15 protein-coding genes are annotated in these 17,559 nt (G+C 60.6%); 5 read left to right on the top strand and 10 right to left on the bottom strand.

What is annotated here, in order from left to right:
• Positions 1-14: 14 nt before the first annotated feature.
• Genes KUA11_RS08595 through KUA11_RS08570 form a run of 6 tightly spaced genes read right to left on the bottom strand, consistent with a single transcriptional unit; the run spans position 15 to position 4,571 of the window.
• Complete coding sequence (locus KUA11_RS08595; protein WP_217409894.1) at positions 15-494, bottom strand: cytochrome c-type biogenesis protein; 480 nt, start codon at positions 492-494, stop codon at positions 15-17.
• Positions 491-1,069 (bottom strand): DsbE family thiol:disulfide interchange protein, encoded by a 579-nt coding sequence (locus KUA11_RS08590; RefSeq protein WP_217409893.1) that lies wholly within the window; start codon positions 1,067-1,069, stop codon positions 491-493. The genes KUA11_RS08595 and KUA11_RS08590 overlap by 4 nt, the downstream gene beginning before the upstream one ends.
• Positions 1,066-3,045, bottom strand: a complete 1,980-nt coding sequence (locus KUA11_RS08585) for a heme lyase CcmF/NrfE family subunit (RefSeq protein WP_217409892.1) — start codon at positions 3,043-3,045, stop codon at positions 1,066-1,068. The genes KUA11_RS08590 and KUA11_RS08585 overlap by 4 nt, the downstream gene beginning before the upstream one ends.
• 55 nt (positions 3,046-3,100) lie before the next feature.
• Positions 3,101-3,619 (bottom strand): cytochrome c maturation protein CcmE, encoded by a 519-nt coding sequence (gene ccmE / locus KUA11_RS08580; protein WP_217409891.1) that lies wholly within the window; start codon positions 3,617-3,619, stop codon positions 3,101-3,103.
• Complete coding sequence (locus tag KUA11_RS08575) at positions 3,616-3,786, bottom strand: heme exporter protein CcmD (protein ID WP_217409890.1); 171 nt, start codon at positions 3,784-3,786, stop codon at positions 3,616-3,618. The genes ccmE and KUA11_RS08575 overlap by 4 nt, the downstream gene beginning before the upstream one ends.
• The gene (locus KUA11_RS08570; RefSeq protein WP_217409994.1) at positions 3,783-4,571 is read right to left on the bottom strand and encodes a heme ABC transporter permease; all 789 of its coding nucleotides are present in this window, start codon (positions 4,569-4,571) and stop codon (positions 3,783-3,785) included. The genes KUA11_RS08575 and KUA11_RS08570 overlap by 4 nt, the downstream gene beginning before the upstream one ends.
• Before the next feature lie 207 nt (positions 4,572-4,778).
• Between KUA11_RS08570 and KUA11_RS08565 the strand changes: the two genes are divergently transcribed.
• Positions 4,779-5,072 carry a YciI family protein gene (locus KUA11_RS08565; RefSeq protein ID WP_217409889.1) on the top strand — a complete coding sequence of 98 codons (294 nt, stop codon included), beginning with the start codon at positions 4,779-4,781 and terminating at the stop codon, positions 5,070-5,072.
• Positions 5,069-5,503, top strand: coding sequence for an EVE domain-containing protein (locus KUA11_RS08560; protein ID WP_217409888.1), 435 nt, complete (start codon positions 5,069-5,071; stop codon positions 5,501-5,503). Before KUA11_RS08565 ends, KUA11_RS08560 begins: the two co-directional genes overlap by 4 nt.
• A 148-nt stretch (positions 5,504-5,651) precedes the next feature.
• Here KUA11_RS08560 and KUA11_RS08555 read toward each other — a convergent pair whose 3' ends face one another.
• Positions 5,652-6,719, bottom strand: a complete 1,068-nt coding sequence (locus tag KUA11_RS08555; RefSeq protein WP_408744174.1) for an ion channel — start codon at positions 6,717-6,719, stop codon at positions 5,652-5,654.
• 134 nt (positions 6,720-6,853) lie between these two features.
• Here KUA11_RS08555 and guaD point away from each other — a divergent pair, with 134 nt between their 5' ends.
• From guaD to KUA11_RS08540, 3 genes are all read left to right on the top strand, one after another.
• Entirely contained in the window at positions 6,854-8,245 is a 1,392-nt protein-coding gene (guaD, locus tag KUA11_RS08550) for a guanine deaminase (protein ID WP_217409886.1), read from the top strand.
• 140 nt (positions 8,246-8,385) lie between these two features.
• Complete coding sequence (locus KUA11_RS08545; RefSeq protein ID WP_217409885.1) at positions 8,386-10,044, top strand: OprO/OprP family phosphate-selective porin; 1,659 nt, start codon at positions 8,386-8,388, stop codon at positions 10,042-10,044.
• A gap of 223 nt (positions 10,045-10,267) precedes the next feature.
• Positions 10,268-11,347, top strand: coding sequence for an aromatic ring-hydroxylating oxygenase subunit alpha (locus tag KUA11_RS08540; RefSeq protein ID WP_217409884.1), 1,080 nt, complete (start codon positions 10,268-10,270; stop codon positions 11,345-11,347).
• A 44-nt stretch (positions 11,348-11,391) separates the two neighbouring features.
• Here KUA11_RS08540 and KUA11_RS08535 read toward each other — a convergent pair whose 3' ends face one another.
• From KUA11_RS08535 to KUA11_RS08525, 3 genes are read right to left on the bottom strand one after another with little or no spacing between them, the layout of a single operon-like run.
• Positions 11,392-12,951 carry an efflux transporter outer membrane subunit gene (locus KUA11_RS08535; protein ID WP_217409883.1) on the bottom strand — a complete coding sequence of 520 codons (1,560 nt, stop codon included), beginning with the start codon at positions 12,949-12,951 and terminating at the stop codon, positions 11,392-11,394.
• Complete coding sequence (locus KUA11_RS08530) at positions 12,948-14,132, bottom strand: efflux RND transporter periplasmic adaptor subunit (RefSeq protein WP_217409882.1); 1,185 nt, start codon at positions 14,130-14,132, stop codon at positions 12,948-12,950. The genes KUA11_RS08535 and KUA11_RS08530 overlap by 4 nt, the downstream gene beginning before the upstream one ends.
• The gene (locus tag KUA11_RS08525; protein ID WP_217409881.1) at positions 14,132-17,305 is read right to left on the bottom strand and encodes an efflux RND transporter permease subunit; all 3,174 of its coding nucleotides are present in this window, start codon (positions 17,303-17,305) and stop codon (positions 14,132-14,134) included. Before KUA11_RS08525 ends, KUA11_RS08530 begins: the two co-directional genes overlap by 1 nt.
• Between the last annotated feature and the right edge of the window lie 254 nt (positions 17,306-17,559).

The raw sequence follows: 17,559 nt of genomic DNA, 5'->3' as shown, positions 1-17,559 counted from the left end.
TGATGAATCGGACCTCACGCATCGCGCCGCACCTCATCCAGCCGTGCGCGTTCCTCCTCGCTCAACGGCGCGGATTCGGGCGTGGAACGCCGACGGAACACGCGCAGCGCCGCGATCACGCCCACGAGCAGCGCAAGCAGCGGCATGCCCCAAAGCAGCAGCGTGCTGAGCGTAATGGGCGGGCTGAGGCGAATGAAGTTGCCATAGCGCGCCACCATCCAGTCGATGATCTGCCGGTCGCTCTCACCTTTGGCCACATGCTCACGCACCACCTTGCGCAGATCCCGCGCCAACCCCGCGCTGCTGTCCTCAATGGATTCGTTCTGACACACCAGACAGCGCAACTGCGCCCCAATGGCCTCCGCCCGCGCTTCTTCCCTCGGATCGGGCAACATCTCGGAGGGATCGTCCACTGCCAGCGCCACCATGGGAGCCGCGACAAGCAGCGCCGCCAGAAGCGGCAGAACGCGGCGGAGACACGCGAGGCTCCTCATCGTGCCACCTTCGCCAGCGCCGCGTTCAGGCTCGTCCGCACGTCTTCATTGTCCAGTCCGGCAGCGCTGTGCCAGACGATCATGCCTCCCGGCGCAATTAGGAAGCTCTCCGGCACGCCCGAAACACCCCAGTCGATCGCCACCCGTCCCTCACGGTCGCTGCCGATACGGGCATACGGATTGCCTGCGTGTTTCAGCAGCCCCGCCGCGTTCTCGGGCTTGTCCTTGTAGGCCACGCCCCAGATCGGCACCTGTTTCTGCAAATCGAGCAGCGCCTGCATCTCCGCAATGCACGGGATGCACCATGAAGCGAAGAAATTGATCAGCACCGGGCTTTTGAGTGCGCGCAGATCAGCCGCCGCAAACCCCGTTCCCGGCGGCTGATCCACCAGCGTAAAGTCCGGCACGGGCCGCCCTGTCACGGGTGCGTTGATGTCATGCGGGTTGAACGCACCGGTCTGCATCCCCGACAGCATCTTCCAGAACGCCACACCGCATACGCCAGCCCCCACCAAAGGCAGGCCCATCATCAGACGCCGCCGCGTCACATTGGTGCGCTGCTGTTCATCGCTCATTGTGCGGCCACCGTTCCTGCCAGAGGGGCGCGACGGGGCGCTCCCACACGCATCCGGCGATCCGACAGCGACAACGCGCCGCCAAACGCCATGATCAGTGCCCCGAACCACATCCACGGGGCGAGCGGGTTGTAATGCAGCCGCAGCACATAGGTCGGGTCCGCATCCGTGCCGTGCTTGTCACCAATCACGCCATACAGATCCGACAGACCGTTGGTGTGGATCGCCACGTCCGTCGTCGTCTGGTTCTGTGCGTTGAAGCTGCGCTTGGAGGGATGCATCACCGTCACCAGATGGCCATGCCGGCGGATTTCGATGGTACCTTCCATGGCCATGTAATTCGGGCCGGGCGCCATCTTCACGCCTGTCAGTGTCCAGTCATACCCCGCCATGTGCTCGGTCTGCCCGACATGCACCTCCACGATCCGGTGCTGCGCCTGCGACATCGCCGCCAGACCCAGCACCGTCACTCCCACACCTGCATGGGCCATAGCCGTGCCGAACACCGCGCGCGGCAGGTTGCGCGCCCGCTGGAAGCTCTGGGCCAGTGGCGCCTTGAACAGCGCGATACGGCCCGCGATGTCCGTCACGCTGGAGCCGATCACCCACACCGCCGCCGTTGCGCACAGGATGGGCAGCACACCCGACAGACCGAAAATCGATACGGAAAACGCCACGAGTGTCGCCAGCGCTGCCGCCCACAGGCGTTTCATCACCGGCCAGAGTTGCGCACGCTTCCACGGCAGCATCGGTCCAAAGCCCATGAAGATGAACAGCGGAATGGCCAGCGGAATGGTCGCCGCATCAAAGAACGGCTTGCCCACCGAGATCGTCTTGCCGAACAGCAGCGACATGAACGGCGGATACATCGTGCCCGTCAGCACCACCGCACAAAGGGAGCACAGCAGCACGTTGTTGAGCACCAGCGCCCCTTCGCGCGACACCGGCGCGAACAGACCGCCCGTCGTGAGCGACGGCGCACGCCACGCAAACAACACCAGCGAACCGCCGATCACCACGCCCAGCAGCGCCAGAATGAAGATGCCGCGCGCCGGATCCTGCGCGAAGGCGTGGACCGAATTCAGAATGCCCGAACGCACAAGGAACGTGCCCGAAAGCGAGAAGGAGAATGTGCCGATGGCCAGCAGCACGGTCCAGATCTTCAGTGCCTCACGCTTCTCCACCACGATGGCCGAGTGCATCAGCGCCGTGCCCGACAGCCACGGGATGAGAGAGGCGTTTTCCACCGGATCCCAGAACCAGTAACCGCCCCAACCCAGCACGTAGTAGGACCACCACGAACCCATCGCGATGCCCAGCGTGAGAAAGGACCACGCCGCCACCGCCCAGGGCCGCACCCAGCGTCCCCATGCCGCATCGACGCGCCCTTCGATCAGGGCGGCAATGGCAAAGGCAAACGGCACGGCAAAGCCGACATAGCCCGTGTAGAGAACCGGCGGGTGGAAGGCGAGGCCCGGATCCTGCAACAGCGGGTTCATGCCCTGCCCGTCCAGAGGGGCGGGCCAGACACGGTCGAACGGGTCCGAGGTGGTGAGACAGAACAGTTCGAAACCCGCTGCCACACCGCCTAGCACCGCAATCACCCGTGCCCGCAGTGCGGACGGCAGATTGCGCCCGAATCCGGCGACGGCGGCACCGCAGATACCCAGAATGAGCGCCCAGAGCAGGATGGAGCCTTCGTGGTTCCCCCATACGCCCGTGATCTTGTAGAGCAGCGGCTTGGAGACCGCGCTGTTCTCCACAATGTTGGCGACTGAGAAATCATCCGTCACTGCCGCGTTCACCAGACAGGCGAACGCCGCCACCAGTGCCAACAACTGCCCGACGGCAAGGCCGGGTGCGAGCGCCATCAGGCGGCGGTCGCGCTTCTGCGCCCCACGAAGCGGCAGGATGGCCTGCGCCAGAGCAAACACGCAGGCCAGCGCCAGCGCAAAACGACCCAGTTCGGGACTCATACCACTTCACTCCAGCCCGAACGGCACCGCATCGTCACAGCCAACACATTCACCCTCACGGCGCCTGCCCCGCAGCCTTGGAATCCTTGGATGTCATGGCGTTCCAGCTTGCGGCATTGGGTGGCGGTCCGAATTTCGGATCCCATTTGCCGGATTTCTGCAACGCTTCCGCAACTTCCTTGGGCATGTAGGTCTCATCGTGCTTGGCCAGCACCTCGGACGCGGTGAACGTGCCGTCAGGAGCCATGGAGCCCACTGCCACCACGCTCTGCCCCTCTCGGAACAGATCGGGCAGGATGCCTTCGAAGCGCACGGTCACGGCGGCCTGACCGTCCGTAACATCAAAGATGTTCACCGGCGTCTCGCCATGACGCTCACGGCGCACGGAGCCTGCCACGACCATGCCGCCCAGCCGCACCGTGCGGTCAGCGGCAGGTGGCTGTGCCTTGACCTGCGAGGGCGCCATGAAAAGCTGGATGTTGGACGAAAACGCCGAGAGCGTGAGCGCGGCGGCCGAGCCGAGCCCCACCACGCAGGCGATCACCAGCCACAGACGACGGGTCTTGCGTTTCATGCCAAACCTCCGGCGTGTCCGCGCCGGGGCGTTCCACCGCGCGTGGCTTCAAGCGCCGCCAACCGCGCCCGATCCCGTCGTAGACGCAACGCGGCACCGATGGAGAGAACAAGCGCCACACCCAGTGCGAGGCCATAGGACGCCAGAATGTAGGGAAGATGCGTCATGCCGCCCGCTCCGTTGCCGCGTCCCGCGCACGACGCGGGCTGGACAGCAGCGCACGTATGCGGCTCTCCATCACACCCGCCCGCAGACGCGCCACCACGATGGCGGCAAAGCCGAGCGTGAAGCCAAGGGTGGAGATGGCCAGCGGCCAGAGCATGGAGTGTGACATGGTGGGCGCACCGGTCAGCGTGATGCTGTCGGGCTGATGAAGTGTGTTCCACCACTGCACGCTGAACTTGATGATCGGCAGATCCACGCCCCCTGCCAGCGCGAGAATGGCAGCCGCCCTGTAGCCACGTTGCGGATCGTCGAAAGCGCGGATCAGCGCGATGTGGCCGAGATAGAGAAAGAACAGCACCAGCACCGAGGTCAGACGCGCATCCCACACCCACCATGTGCCCCACATCGGCTTGCCCCACAGGGAACCTGTCGCCAGACACACCGCCGTCACACAGGCACCCACCGGCCCGATCTCGACCGCTGCCAGATCGGCCAGCGGATGCCGCCACACCAGCGAGAGCACCGAACAGACTACCAGCGCGAAATAGCCCGAAGACGCCAGCCACGCGCAGGGCACATGCACATACATGATGCGTACCGAATCTCCCTGCTGCCAGTCAGCCGGGGAGAAAAACAGCCCCCAGCCCAGCCCTATGAGCGTCAGCACCAGCGCGGACCATGTCAGCCACGGCTGCATCCGGTCCCCCAGACGCAGGAAGCGACCGGGGTTGGCATAGCGATGAAACAGGGCTCCGGCCCGTCCGGTGAGTGTCGGCGTCGCGCTCAAATTCCGTCCGTTCATGTCGGGGCGTCCGCAAGGAATAGCCCGAAGGATTGATCGCCCCTTATGGCGCAGCGTCCGCGCGCGCGAAAGACGGCCACAAAACCGGGCAGGGGTCGTGCGAGCGCTCCTCCTACACTATCATCGCGTCCCTGACACGGCCCGCCCCCTGCATGGGCGGCCCTCCTTCTGGTCAACGCGGAGTCCTCTTTCATGCTGTTCGCCATCATCTGCACCGACAAACCCGGCTGTTTCGAAACCCGCTCGGCCACCCGTCCGGACCATCTGGCCTATCTCAAATCCCACGCGGAACGCATCCAGTTCGCTGGCCCCATGATGGGACCGGACGGCAAGCCATCGGGCAGCATCGTCATGCTAGAAGCCGACGATCTCGCCTCCGCCCGTGGCTTCGCTGCCGCCGACCCTTACGCCAAGGTGGACCTGTTCGAGAGTGTGATCGTCCGCCCGCTGCGCACGGTATTCCGTGATGGAGCGCTCGCGGAATGACCACCGCGCCGCGTGGCTACTGGCTCATCAAGTCCGAGCCGGACGCCTTTTCATGGGATGAGCAAGTCACCAACGACGTGGAACCGTGGACCGGCGTGCGCAACCATCAGGCTAAGAAAAATCTCGCGACCATGAAGAAGGGCGACCGCGCTTTCTTCTATCACTCCAATGTGGGCCGCGAGATCGTGGGCGTGGTGGAAGTCGCGCGGGAAGCCTATTCCGATCCTACCGCCGAATCCGGCGCATGGGTGTGCGTAGACGTCAAAACCGTCGCCCCCATGCCACGGCCGGTGACACTGGCCGAAATAAAGGCCACTCCTGCGCTGGCGGACCTCGCTCTGGTGCGGCAGTCACGCCTGTCCGTCGTGCCGGTCTCCCCCGAGCACTGGACCATTCTGTGCGACATGGGCGGCTGGAACGGGCGCGACTGATATCAGCGGCCTCGGAAACTGGAGTTTGCCTCGCCTCGGCAGGAACCACAGACTCCCGGCCTCCAAAGGCCACGGCCTTGGGCAGGGTGGCTCCATTTAGCTGCCGTCCAAAAAGGTCAGTCGTAAGGGCCATTGGTATAAGCCGCCGTCAGCTGACCGGAGCATCCTCCTCCGCGTGCTTGCGCTCCTCGGTGTCGTGGAAGCGGGAATAATCCACGGCAATGCCGCCGTTGGGCCGCGTATGCACGATGTCCACGAAGCGATGGTTCCACAGAACACGGTCAAACGCATAGGCCGTGCGGGCAAACACGGTCTGCCCCATGGCTTCGTCCGTCCCGGTCACCGTCACCACGATCTCGGCCTCTTCCGAATCCAGTTCCTTGAGTGAGTGCTGGTGCAACGGACTTGTCTCGGTGATGACATGCGCCAGCACGAAGGCAAAACGCAGCACCGGCACATGCGCCTGCACCAGAAGCAACGGCTCGAACTGGCGCTCCAGATGACCATCCGCCGTGACCGTCAGGCGGGACAGCGCCACCTCCACATCCAGCGACAGGATCACGCTGCGGCGACAATTGGCCAGCCGGATGCACAGCGCGGACACGCCATTCTCATCCGAGATCACCGCCTGATTGCTGAACATGATCCGCGCTTTGGGCCGGGCGATACGGGCGAACACGGCGCCCGTGGCCAGCGCATTAATCATCATGCCCAGCAGCGCCTCGATCGAGACGACGGAATTGGTCCATGTCCCGGTGGGCGACCACACGCCATACCCGATGGTGGAGAGTGTCTGCACGCTGAAGAAGAACAGATCCGCCAGATCGGGTGCGTGCGGACCGCTCACCTCACCCGGCGCGATGGCATAAAGCAGAGCGAAGGCAAGATTAATGAGCACATAGGCCAGAAAGGCCCAGCCCACGAAAGCGACCCAGCTTGCGGTCAGGGCGTGGTGATAAAGGTCCGACCACATGGCGTCATGCACGCCCACGCGCACCACATCGTCATGTGTCTTGTCTTCCAGTGCATGGGCACGGAAACGCCGGACCGCCTCCCGCGTGGTGATCCGCTTTGCTTCCCCCTGATCCTTCCCGCCTTTCTTGCGAGCCGCCTTCGGTGCGGTCGCCGCTCCCTCCGCCGCCTCATCGGGCGCGCTTTTCTCTCCCCATGTCCGTCCCTCGGAGGAGGTGTCGTGCGCATTCAGACGCCGCCAGATCTTCTTCACCGTTGCCTCTTGCTTTCTTCGATGAACGAACCGGGCCATCGAACCACCCATTTCCTTCACCGATAAGCCGCGCCCACGCTTCTGACCATGGGAAACCCGCGCATGGAACCCCCGCATTCCATGCCATGACACATGCGCGTTATCGTCGCGTCTCCAGCCTCAGCCGAAAGAGACCGCCCGTGAAGCCAGTCCCCCCCACCGCCCTGCGCGGGCGCATCGTCACTTTCCGCGCCGATCCTTTCGCAACCGATCCCTCTTCCGCTCTGCTGATCGAAGACGACGGCCTTATCCTGATGGAAAACGGCCATATCAGTGCCGTCGGCCCCTATGACCAACTCCGCCATCGGCTTCCTCCCGACACGACACTCGTGTCTTACGGAAAAGCGCTAATTTCGGCGGGCTTCATCGACACGCATGTCCACTACCCCCAGCTTCCCGTCATCGCGTCATGGGGCGAGCAGCTTCCACAATGGCTGGAACGCTACGTCTTTCCCGCCGAAGCCGCCTTTGCAGACCCGCAGCTTGCCCATGACGTAGCCCGGCGCTTCCTGCGTGAACTCATGCGCGCAGGCACCACCACAGCCTGCGTGTACTGCACGGTGCATCCCCAGTCGGTGGACGCGTTCTTTGCCGAATCCGAGCGTCTGGGCACCCGCATGATCGCGGGAAAGGTGCTGATGGACAGCAATGCACCTGCCGACCTGCGCGACACGGCCGCCAGAGGCCATGCGGAGTCGAGCGCCCTGATCGACCGCTGGCACGGTCGTGGCCGTCAGCTTTATGCCGTCACACCCCGCTTTGCCATCACCAGCACGCCAGAGCAGCTCGAAGCGGCCGGGGATCTGCTGCGCACGCATGACGACGTGTATCTGCAAACGCATCTGGCGGAGAATGTGGAGGAAATCGCCACCGTGCGCCGCCTCTTTCCCAAACGCAGCTCCTATCTGGATGTCTATGATCACGCAGGACTGCTTGGCCCGCGCTCGGTGTTCGGCCATGCCATTCACATGACGGAGACCGATTTCTGCCGCTGTCACGAGACGGATTCTGCCCTTGCCCATTGCCCCACATCCAATCTGTTCCTCGGCAGTGGGCTGTTTCGGGTGTTTGACGCGCTCGACCGACGCCGCCCGGTGCGCGTGGGACTGGGCACGGACATTGGTGCCGGCACCTCGCTTTCGCATCTCCGCACCATGGGCGAAGCCTACAAAGTCGCACAGTTGACGGGGCGAAGCCTGCACCCGGCGCAGGCGCTTTGGCTCGCAACAGCCGGAGCTGCCCGTTCGCTTTCACTGGACACGCAGATCGGCACAATCGCGCCCGGCATGGAAGCCGATCTGTGCGTAATCGATCCCTGCGCCACGCCCCTCCTGCGCTACCGCACGGAGCGCTGCGCAAGCATTGAGGAACTGCTCTTCGTGCTGATGACATTGGGAGATGAGCGTTGCGTGAAAGCCACATGGGTGGCAGGCCGCCTCATTCATGAAAATACTGGTGACACAAGCTCAGAAGGGTGATGGCGCACGTTTTTTCACACCCCGTGCACAAAAGGCACACTGCAACAGAACTGCAATATTAATGTCACCGAGCCTTCACCCCGTTACGTGAGGAGAAAGATTACCACCCGGTCATCCCACTGCGCCGGATAGCGAGAGAGATGACCCTGTCCCCCCGTTCTGTTCTGCTTGCCCTGACCATGCTGAGCGGCGCCTCAGCCGTCATGGTTCACCCCGCCAACGCTACAACGTCCGACAGCGCGGAAGTTGCAGCCCTTCGTCGTGAAATGGCCGAGATGCGCCGCGAGATGTCGGTGATGCGCTCCGAACTGCGCACGCAGGCTCCCTCAGCGGCCAAGACCGCTCATGGGCGTCACGTCGCGGCCAGCCACACGGCCCCCAACTACAACGGCGCGCCTGAGCCCGGCATCGCCTTCAACCAGCCCGCCAAGGTTTCCTACCACGCCTCCGGCGATGGTCGTCCCGTATCGGATCGCGGCATCGTCAGTTCGTGGGAAGACTTCAAACGCGCGTCCGCCGACACCGAAGTGGTGCAGGTCGGTGGCATGAAGATCGGCTTCCCCGGCGGTCGCCCGACCATCCAGTCCGAAGATGGCAAATACGCCTTCTCCATCGGTCTTGCCTTCCATGAAGACTTCGGTGGCTTCATGGGTGTGAGCGGCGCCGGCACTCAGGCTAAATCCAGCCAGAAGTTCAACTCCTTCACCTCCAACGCCCGTCGTCTGCGTGTGCCGATGACCTTCCGCTACAAGGACTGGGTAGCCAACGTCACGCCAGACTTCGGTGCGGGCAACAACGACGGCACCGTTGGCCTCTATGAAGGCAACCTGAACTACGCCGGACTGCGCAACACCATCCTGACCGTCGGTTACTTCCAGCCGCGCGTGACGGAAGAAGACGCCGAGAGCTCCAACGACTTCGAAATGATGGAACGTCCGGGTATCACCGACATGGTGCGAAGCATCGCAGCCGGTGACGCCCGCTTCTCGATCGGCGGCATGCATTACGAAAAGCGCTGGTGGGTTGGCGCCTACTTCACCGGTCAGCAGTTCGGCGGTCGTAACGCCAGCGGTTACTATGGCGGCGATGGCAACATCAACGACAGCCAGACGGGCGGACTGGTCCGCGCGGCCGGTCGTCCGGTGGCCACCAAGGACTGGGATGTCCACTTGGGCATTTCCGCCATTTCGGCCTTCAAGCCGAGCAATGGCACCCATGGTCGTTCGTTCAGTCTGAGCCAGCGCCCCGAAGTCAATCTCGGGGAATCCAGCCTACTCAGCACCGGGACCATCACGAACGTGGCCCAGGTCTGGGCGGCTGGTCCTGAGTTCGCAATGCGCTGGAAACGGTTCGTGCTCAAGGGTGAGTACTACCATGTCGGCGTAACACGCGGTCACGATACATTGGGCGGGCAGGCCATGCATTCGCTCAACTTCGACGGTTGGTATGTCGCGGCCAACTACACGCTCTTCGGCAAGGCCCGCGCCTACAACATCAAGGAAGGTGCCTTCGCAGCTCCGGGTGTTCCGGAATCACAGGAGTTCAACCCAGCTCATGGAACCTGGGGTGCGCTGGAAATCTCCGGTCGCTACAGCGAGGCGGACCTCAACAGCCGCGTCAACTCGGCCGATGGCATTCGTGGTGGACGCCAGCAGGTCTGGTCGGGTGGCCTGAACTGGTATCCCAACCGCCACTTCCGCGTGATGGTCGATTTCAACCACTTCACGGACGCCCATACGTCTCTGACCATCGCGCGTCACGGCAACTCCCTTGCCGCTCGCGTACAGGCCGCTTTCTGAAGACACGTCAAACTATCCGTGGATTATCGAAGGGTGGGGGCTTCAGGCTCCCACCCTTTTTCTTTTGTAAAAACAGTTCGGAATTGACGACGACTCCTTAAATGTCACGAAACATTGCAATTTCGCTCGAAACTTAAATTCAACCCGAAATCCTCTTTGCGCTTACATTTCATTTATCCAACTGCGGCATCCCGAAACCGTCCTCGGGAGACGCATTCTGTCCATGACGCCGCTTTATCCTTTTTCGTCCGTTTCTCAGCCCTATCCACGACGCCAATGGTACATCGCCGGGTGGAGCGAAGAGATCACCGCGACTCCGCTGCGCCGCAAGATTTTCGGTCGGGATCTTCTGCTCCTGCGCACTCGCAACGGAGACGTTAAAGCCCTTACAGCCCTATGCCCTCATCGTCAGATGCCGCTCTGCGCCGATGACCAGAAAGTCGACCGACTGATCTGCCCTTATCACGGCGCGACATTCGACCCACAGGGACATTGTGTAAGCCTGCCGTTTCAAACACACATTCCCAAAGGAATGGACCTGACACCCTTCCCCGTCGTCGAGCAGGCGCCTTTTGTGTGGATCTGGGCCGCTCCAGAAGAACCGGCGGATATGAGCCGCCTTCCAGACACAAGCCCCCTGTTCGCGACCGAGGACAGGAAAATTCTGTTTGGAATGGGCACATGCCATGTGCGCGCCCGATCACAAATCGTGCTCGAAAACCTGTTCGATCAATCGCACATCAGTTTTACGCACCCCGAGACACTCGGCACGCGCGACATCGAAAACGGCCCCACCAAAGCCTGCTCCATCATCGAAGAACAAAACCGGATCTCCTTTCAGCATCCCGCCAAAAAGCATCCGACATCCCCCGATCTAGCAGCGCTCTTTCCAAACATCGGTCCCATTACGAGCATGCAGAGTCGCGCCGAATTGTTCGGCGTTTCCCTTGTGGTCGCGGCAGGATCGGAAATCATTTCCTGCAATCAGGAGGGACAACCCGGACAGACAATGGGTCGACTGGAGTTCCTTCACGGCATCACACCGGAAACCGACACAAGCACGCACTATCACTTTGCCATCCTGCGTGATTTTTCCACTGACAGCGATGAACTCTCGGATCTCTATTCCGAACGAAACTTTTCGGTGATTGCCGAAGATCTCCGCATCCTCGATGCCATCGAACCGCATCTTTCCACCGCTGACGGGCGTCACGAACCCAACTTCACAAGCGATGCCGAAGCCATCCATATCCGTAGACGGATCGAGGCTCTCATCCGCGAGGAGAGCACGGTGACAGACTAAATAGATCCATCACCGTTCCACAAACCCTTTTCCAAAAACAGGCTTCACCGCACAGCGGAAACACCTTGTTCTCCTGTCACAAGGTTTTCGAATTTCTGTGGTGACACAGATGAAATCCCACCAGCCGGTTCTGGATGATGCAAATGGTCATACTGAAAAACATCGAATGTCATGGTGTCATCAGGTGACGGCAGTACCTTATCATTCCACCCGCCACCCAGAGCACGAATCAACCCGACTGACGCCTGAACGGACCGTACCGCCACCTGAACTTCCGCAATCCGTGCATCGAGGGCAGCCTCCTGCGCCACGATAGAGTCGAGGTAGTTCGAGAGACCGCCCTTGTAGAGCGTCATGGTCATATCCTGCATATCCATAGCTGTGTGGACAGCGGCCTTTAGTCGCATGTCCTCCTCACGAAAGAGGTGCATACGGGACTGTTCATCTTCAACTTCCCGAAATCCAGCCAAAACGGTTGACCGATAATCATCGCGTGTCTCCCGATAGGCCGCCCAGGAATATTGCAACGCCGCCCGTCTCAAGCCGCCTTCGAAGATTGGCATCGACGCCGTTGCTCCGTAACTCCATGCGCTGTTCGCCAGTTTTGCAAGATCGAAGCCATTGGCATGAAAGCCGCCATCCGCATGAAGAGAGATGTGCGGATAGAATGCCGCTCGCGCCACGCCGATGGAGCGGTTGGCCTGAGCCATTACACGCTCAGCCGCCGCAATATCTGGACGACGCTGTAGAAGTTCAGATGGCACGCCTGTCGGAACCTCCAACTGACGGAGAGAGAAGTTCTGCGCCGGGTCAATATGAAAACTTTCCGGCGCCGTGTTGGTGAGCACCGCAATGGCGTGCTCGGCGACCTCCCGCTGGGCACGAACATCCAGTTCGGCCGCTTGGGCCACGTAAAGACGGTTCTCTGCACGCGCGAGGTCAAGGCGGGGAGCGGCTTGGTTTTCAAGCTGCGTGCGCGTCATATCCACGGCCTTCTGATAATAAGCGATGGATTGGCGATAAATCGCATCCTGCGCATCATAACCACGCAGCGCGATATAGTCGCTGGCCACTTCCGCCTCCAGACTGAGCCGCGCGCCCGCGAACTCGGCCGCCTTCTGCTGGGCAGCGTATTTGCTCATCCGGACCTGATTGCGAATCTCAGACCACAAGTCTGGCTCCCATGACACCAAACCGCCATAGAACTCATCCGTCTGCGTGGTCGCCCCCTTGTAGCGAAACAAGGCATCTGCAGACTGCTTGTTGTCGGAGGCGCCAAAAGCCAGACCCACATGCGGAAGCAAATCGGCACGGGCTCGCATGACCAATGCACGGGCCTGCACAAACCGTTCCGCCGCGGCCTGAAGGTCCGCATTCTGGTCGATCGCGCGGGCTTCAAGCCCGTCCAGCACCGGATCACCGAACAGATGCCACCAGTCTGTGGGAAGCTGTGCATCCGCCGGTGTAGCCTGCGCGAAAGGCGCCTGCCCCGTCCAATTCTCAGGCACCACGAAATGTGGGGCTTCATACCGCGGCGCAAGATCGCAGCCGGACAGCGCAAGTGCCGCGCACACACCGGCGGAATTACGAAGAGAGATCTTCATCCATCGATCTCCTCATCCGCATGCCCATAACCCTTCTCCGGCACGACCACCCGCACTTCCTGCCCTTCCAGAAGATCGGCTGGTGGATTGCGTATGATCCGATCCGAGGGCTGAAGCCCCGAGATCACATCGGTATGGGTGTCCGCCATGCGCCCCACCGTGATGGAGCGGAAATGCGCATGATTATCCGCCCCCACGACTGCCACCTGCATACCCTCTTCCTGAAACACCAGCGTCGCCGTGGGAATGCGCCACATATTCCCTTCTGCCGGGGCTTTCAGATGCACGGACGCGAATGTTCCCGGCCAGAGCAGGTGATCCGGATTTTCTATAGTGAATTCCGTCACGGCTGTCCGCGTGTTTGGATCGTATCCTTTCGCCACGGTCAGAAACTTGGCCTCGAACGTACGATCGGAAAACTGGGGCACGGACACCGTGGCGGTCAGTCCGGGCTTGAGCATGTAAGAAAAAACCTCCGGTACAGAAACGAACAAACGCATTCTGTGCATGTCGGCCACGACGAACATCTGGCTCGCCTCACCCCCCTCCTTGTGTTCTCCCCCGCCCACACTGACATAGTCGCCCACGTTGATGTCACGCGAGGTCACAATTCCATCGAAAGGTGCAACAATCGTCTTGAATTTTTCCAATGCGGAAAAACGATCGAGATTATGCTGGGAGGCTTCCATCTCCGCATAGCCCGATTTGCGGTTTGCGTCCGCAACCGAAACGGACTGCCCCGAAACCGCCTGCGATTTCGCCATGGCGTGCCAGCGCCCGGCGCTTACGACCGCGAGATTGTACTTCGCTGCCTGTGCATCGAGATCGGCACGAGCCTGTGCGTATTGCGCGTCAAGACCCGGTGCATTGATCTCAGCTAATGTGTCTCCAGCTTTCACATCGGCACCGAAGTCCTTATACCACATCTTCACATATCCGGAGGCCTGTGGGTAAATCGGGGCCTGATACCAGGCATCGATGGTGCCCGGCAGCGTGATGGCAAGCGTCTTGGCGCCCGGTTCGGGTGTCACGACCTCCACATCTGGAACGGCGTTGTAAGCCGTTGTCGTCCTGACTTCGTGGGATGCGTGCAGACGCTCCACCACGACATATCCGCACGCCACCACGAGAGCGAGACCACACACGGACATTGCCGCATGCTGACGGAACGAGCGGGCCATTACACGGTCTCCTTGCGAAGGGTCTTGCGTCCATAAAGAATGGCATAGACGCAGGGAACAAAAAGAAGAGTCGAGATCGTCGCAACAATCAGTCCCCCGATTACGGCTTTGCCAAGCGGAGCATTCTGCGAATTGCTGATCGCCATCGGAACCATGCCGACAATCATCGCGCTGGCGGTCATGATCACGGGACGAATGCGGCCATAACCAGCCTCCAGCGCAGCACGCAGCGGCTCTCCATGTTCCTCGAGCCGTTCTCGGGCATAGGACACCACGAGGATGGAATTGGCCGTGGCTGTTCCCATGCACATGATGGCTCCAGTCAATGCCGGAACGGAGAGGTGCGTGCGTGTCAGGAACAGGCTCCACGCAATCCCCGCCAGCGCTCCGGGAAGCGCGGAGATGATAATGAAAGGATCCAGCCATGATTGGAAATTTACAACGATCAGCAGATAGATCAGGACAATCGAGAACACGAGTCCGCCCACGAGTTCGGCATACGCTGTGCTCATGGTTGCAGCCTGTCCTTCGATATCCACAGCCGCACCACGTGGCACACTTCCCCGCATGGAATCTACGGCTGCCTGAACATCCTTGAACACACTGCCCAAGTCCCGTCCTTCGGCCGAAACATAGATGTCAAAGGCTGGCATGGAATTGTAGTGCGAGACTTCTCCGGGTGTACCGATGGCTCGGATCCGGCTCATGGCGCCCAGAAGCTGCATGCCCTTGCCTGAAGGATCCCCGTCTCCCTTGTCCACAGGGATGGTCAGAAGATCATTGTAGTGTGTGAGCTGATCCTGCGAGACATACGTATTCAACGTGAACGTGACACCCATCTTTGGATCGAACCAGTATTGCGGATCCACCTGAGAACTGCCGGAAAGAGTCATCAACTCATTATCCGCCAGACTTCCTTCCTCAATGCCCGTGGCCTGCTCAAAGGTACGGTCTCCCTCCACGAAAAGAGTTGGTGTACGCATCGTCTGCTGGAGGGAAATATCAGCAGCTCCCGATATCTTTCGGAAACGACCGGCCAACTGCACAGCGTAGTCATATCCCGCCTGCAGGTCGGGACCGGTCACCTTGACATCCAGCGGGGAGGGTGAGCCGAAATTGAGGATCTTGGCTGTCAGATCCGCAGGCTGGAACGTGAACACCGTTCCGGGAAAACTGGCGGACAGGCCACGACGAAGGACCGCGCGATAATCCCATACCGGTGATGCCTCGTCCGTGAGCGAAATTGTCAGATCGCAATCCTGAGCACCGAGCGTGGGCGTGGGAATGAACGCCTGATTGTGAGGCCCCTCGGGAAGTCCGCAGTTGCTGACGACATCTCTTACCTTGCCCGGCAGAAGCTGCCCGATCCGGTCACTCACAAGAGTGGCGATACGTCCGGCCACTTCAATGCGGCTGCCCAGAGGCGCGCGCATGTGCATCTGCAACTGATCGGATTTGATCTCGGGAAAGAAGTCACGTCCCACCACCCCATACAGGCCGCACGAGAGGATCGACACGCCGAGAAACAGGCCGACGAACCGGCCGCGTCTTTCGATCAAACGCAAGAGAAGAGTTCTGTAATTTTCACGAAATGTCGTGAACTTACGTTCGAATCCCTTCTGGAAGCGTGTGAAAGCATTATGTCCGTGAGGAAGTGCTTCATGCTCCTGTCCGTGCGCCCCGACCTGCACATGACCAGCGAAAAGGAACTTCGCCATGGTCGGCACGAGTGTGCGGGAGAGAATGAACGACGCCACCATCGCAAAGATGATGGCCTCGGCCATCGGCATGAACAGCCATCCGGCCACGCCATCAAGGGCGAAGAGAGGCAGCCAGACGATGCATATGCAGGTCGTGGACACGAAAGTCGGGATGACGATCTGGTTGGCGGCATCGATGATGGCCTCCTCCAGTCCCTTTCCCATCTCCAGATGTGTGTCGATGTTTTCGATCATCACCGTGGCGTCATCGACAAGAATACCGACGGCCAGAGCCAGACCACCCAGTGTCATCACGTTGATGGTCTGACCGGCCCAACTAAGCCCCACGATGGAACACAGGATGGCGAGAGGAATGGACGTCGCGATGATGACGGTAGAGCGCCACGACCCGAGAAAAAGCAGAACAACGAGCCCTGTGAGGATGGCCGCCGTCACCATCTCGCGTAGAACATCTTCGATGGAATCGACAACAAATCCAGATGCATCGCTGAGTACACTCAGTTTCGCGCTTGCCGGCAGCACGGCCTGAAGGCGCGGCATCAGGTTCTTCACGCCATTCACCACATCGAGCGTAGACGCTTCACCGCTTTTCATGACCACCATGATGACGGACTGACGTCCCTTCACGAGCACGCTGTTCGTCTGGGGGTGGCCACCGCGATACACATTGGCGACATCACGAATATAGACGACCGCATTGCCCGACCGCGTGATGGGAATGGCCGCAATGTCTTCGAGCGTGCGGGGAGCGGCGTTGGTCTGCACCATCCAGTCGGTCGGGCCGATCTTCTGGTCACCTGCCGGTCGAACCACGTTCTGGCGATCCAACGCGTTCTGCACGTCCATGGCCGAGAGATGATGCGCCTGAAGCTGCATCTGATTCAGGGCGATCATCACGAAGTTGTCCATGCCACCGTAAGGTTGCGGCACGACGGCACCGGGCACTGTCACGAGAAGGGAACGCAACCGAATAAACGCCAGCTTGAACAGATCGGACGGCGTCATGGTATCGGATGTGAGTTTGAGCGTGATGACGGGAACCGACGACGCTTCGAGCCGCATGATCATCGGCGCGGCGATATGTTCAGGTAACTGCTGGATGACCGTCTGCGAGATGGCGGTCACATCCGCTTCTGCCGCACCGATGTCGGTGCCAGGCTGGAAATATATTTTTACAATTCCACGCCCGTAATAGGAGTCTGCCTCCATGTGTTCGATGCCTTCGACGGTGGAGGTCACCCCCTGCTCGAAGTTGTACATGATACGTCCGGCAAACTCCTCGGGCAGCATGCCCGAATAGCTCCACACAACTGCAATGGCCGGTATCCGGATGTTTGGGAACACGTCGGTCGGTGTTTTTCGTACCGAAAGAACGCCGAGTATCACGATAAGAATTGAAAGGACGATAAAGGTGTACGGCCGCTTCAGAGCGGTGACGACAATCGCGTTCATCAAGCTTCCTTGCTCTGAAAGAACGTGTACGTCTCACCCCGCCACACGCGGGAAGACTTTTCCTCCCGAAGCAGCGCCCTGCGTGTCGGCCCTGCGCGCTCCAGACATGTTATGACATACAATCATTTATGGAATACCTGCCATGCGTTAAACGCTTAAATTATTGTCACGTCTGCGTAATCATGAGCGCTGTTCTGCGCATCACCGGAGTGTCATTGCCTTGCAAGCCGTGAGGATCCGCCAGAAATGCCGCT

It is taken from the genome of Acetobacter estunensis (assembly GCF_019083805.1).
Lineage (GTDB): Bacteria > Pseudomonadota > Alphaproteobacteria > Acetobacterales > Acetobacteraceae > Acetobacter > Acetobacter estunensis_A.
Note: the sequence above shows the minus strand (reverse complement) of the source record. Positions and strands in the feature narration are given on the sequence as shown.

Bases quoted from the DNA above. Each gene is read 5' to 3' on its own strand.
- KUA11_RS08595 (WP_217409894.1), bottom strand. From the start codon at position 494: ATGAGGAGCCTCGCGTGTCTCCGCCGCGTTCTGCCGCTTCTGGCGGCG.
- KUA11_RS08590 (WP_217409893.1), bottom strand. From the start codon at position 1,069: ATGAGCGATGAACAGCAGCGCACCAATGTGACGCGGCGGCGTCTGATG.
- KUA11_RS08585 (WP_217409892.1), bottom strand. From the start codon at position 3,045: ATGAGTCCCGAACTGGGTCGTTTTGCGCTGGCGCTGGCCTGCGTGTTT.
- ccmE (WP_217409891.1), bottom strand. From the start codon at position 3,619: ATGAAACGCAAGACCCGTCGTCTGTGGCTGGTGATCGCCTGCGTGGTG.
- KUA11_RS08575 (WP_217409890.1), bottom strand. From the start codon at position 3,786: ATGACGCATCTTCCCTACATTCTGGCGTCCTATGGCCTCGCACTGGGT.
- KUA11_RS08565 (WP_217409889.1), top strand. From the start codon at position 4,779: ATGCTGTTCGCCATCATCTGCACCGACAAACCCGGCTGTTTCGAAACC.
- KUA11_RS08560 (WP_217409888.1), top strand. From the start codon at position 5,069: ATGACCACCGCGCCGCGTGGCTACTGGCTCATCAAGTCCGAGCCGGAC.
- guaD (WP_217409886.1), top strand. From the start codon at position 6,854: ATGACACATGCGCGTTATCGTCGCGTCTCCAGCCTCAGCCGAAAGAGA.
- KUA11_RS08545 (WP_217409885.1), top strand. From the start codon at position 8,386: ATGACCCTGTCCCCCCGTTCTGTTCTGCTTGCCCTGACCATGCTGAGC.
- KUA11_RS08540 (WP_217409884.1), top strand. From the start codon at position 10,268: ATGACGCCGCTTTATCCTTTTTCGTCCGTTTCTCAGCCCTATCCACGA.
- KUA11_RS08535 (WP_217409883.1), bottom strand. From the start codon at position 12,951: ATGAAGATCTCTCTTCGTAATTCCGCCGGTGTGTGCGCGGCACTTGCG.
- KUA11_RS08530 (WP_217409882.1), bottom strand. From the start codon at position 14,132: ATGGCCCGCTCGTTCCGTCAGCATGCGGCAATGTCCGTGTGTGGTCTC.
- KUA11_RS08525 (WP_217409881.1), bottom strand. From the start codon at position 17,305: ATGAACGCGATTGTCGTCACCGCTCTGAAGCGGCCGTACACCTTTATC.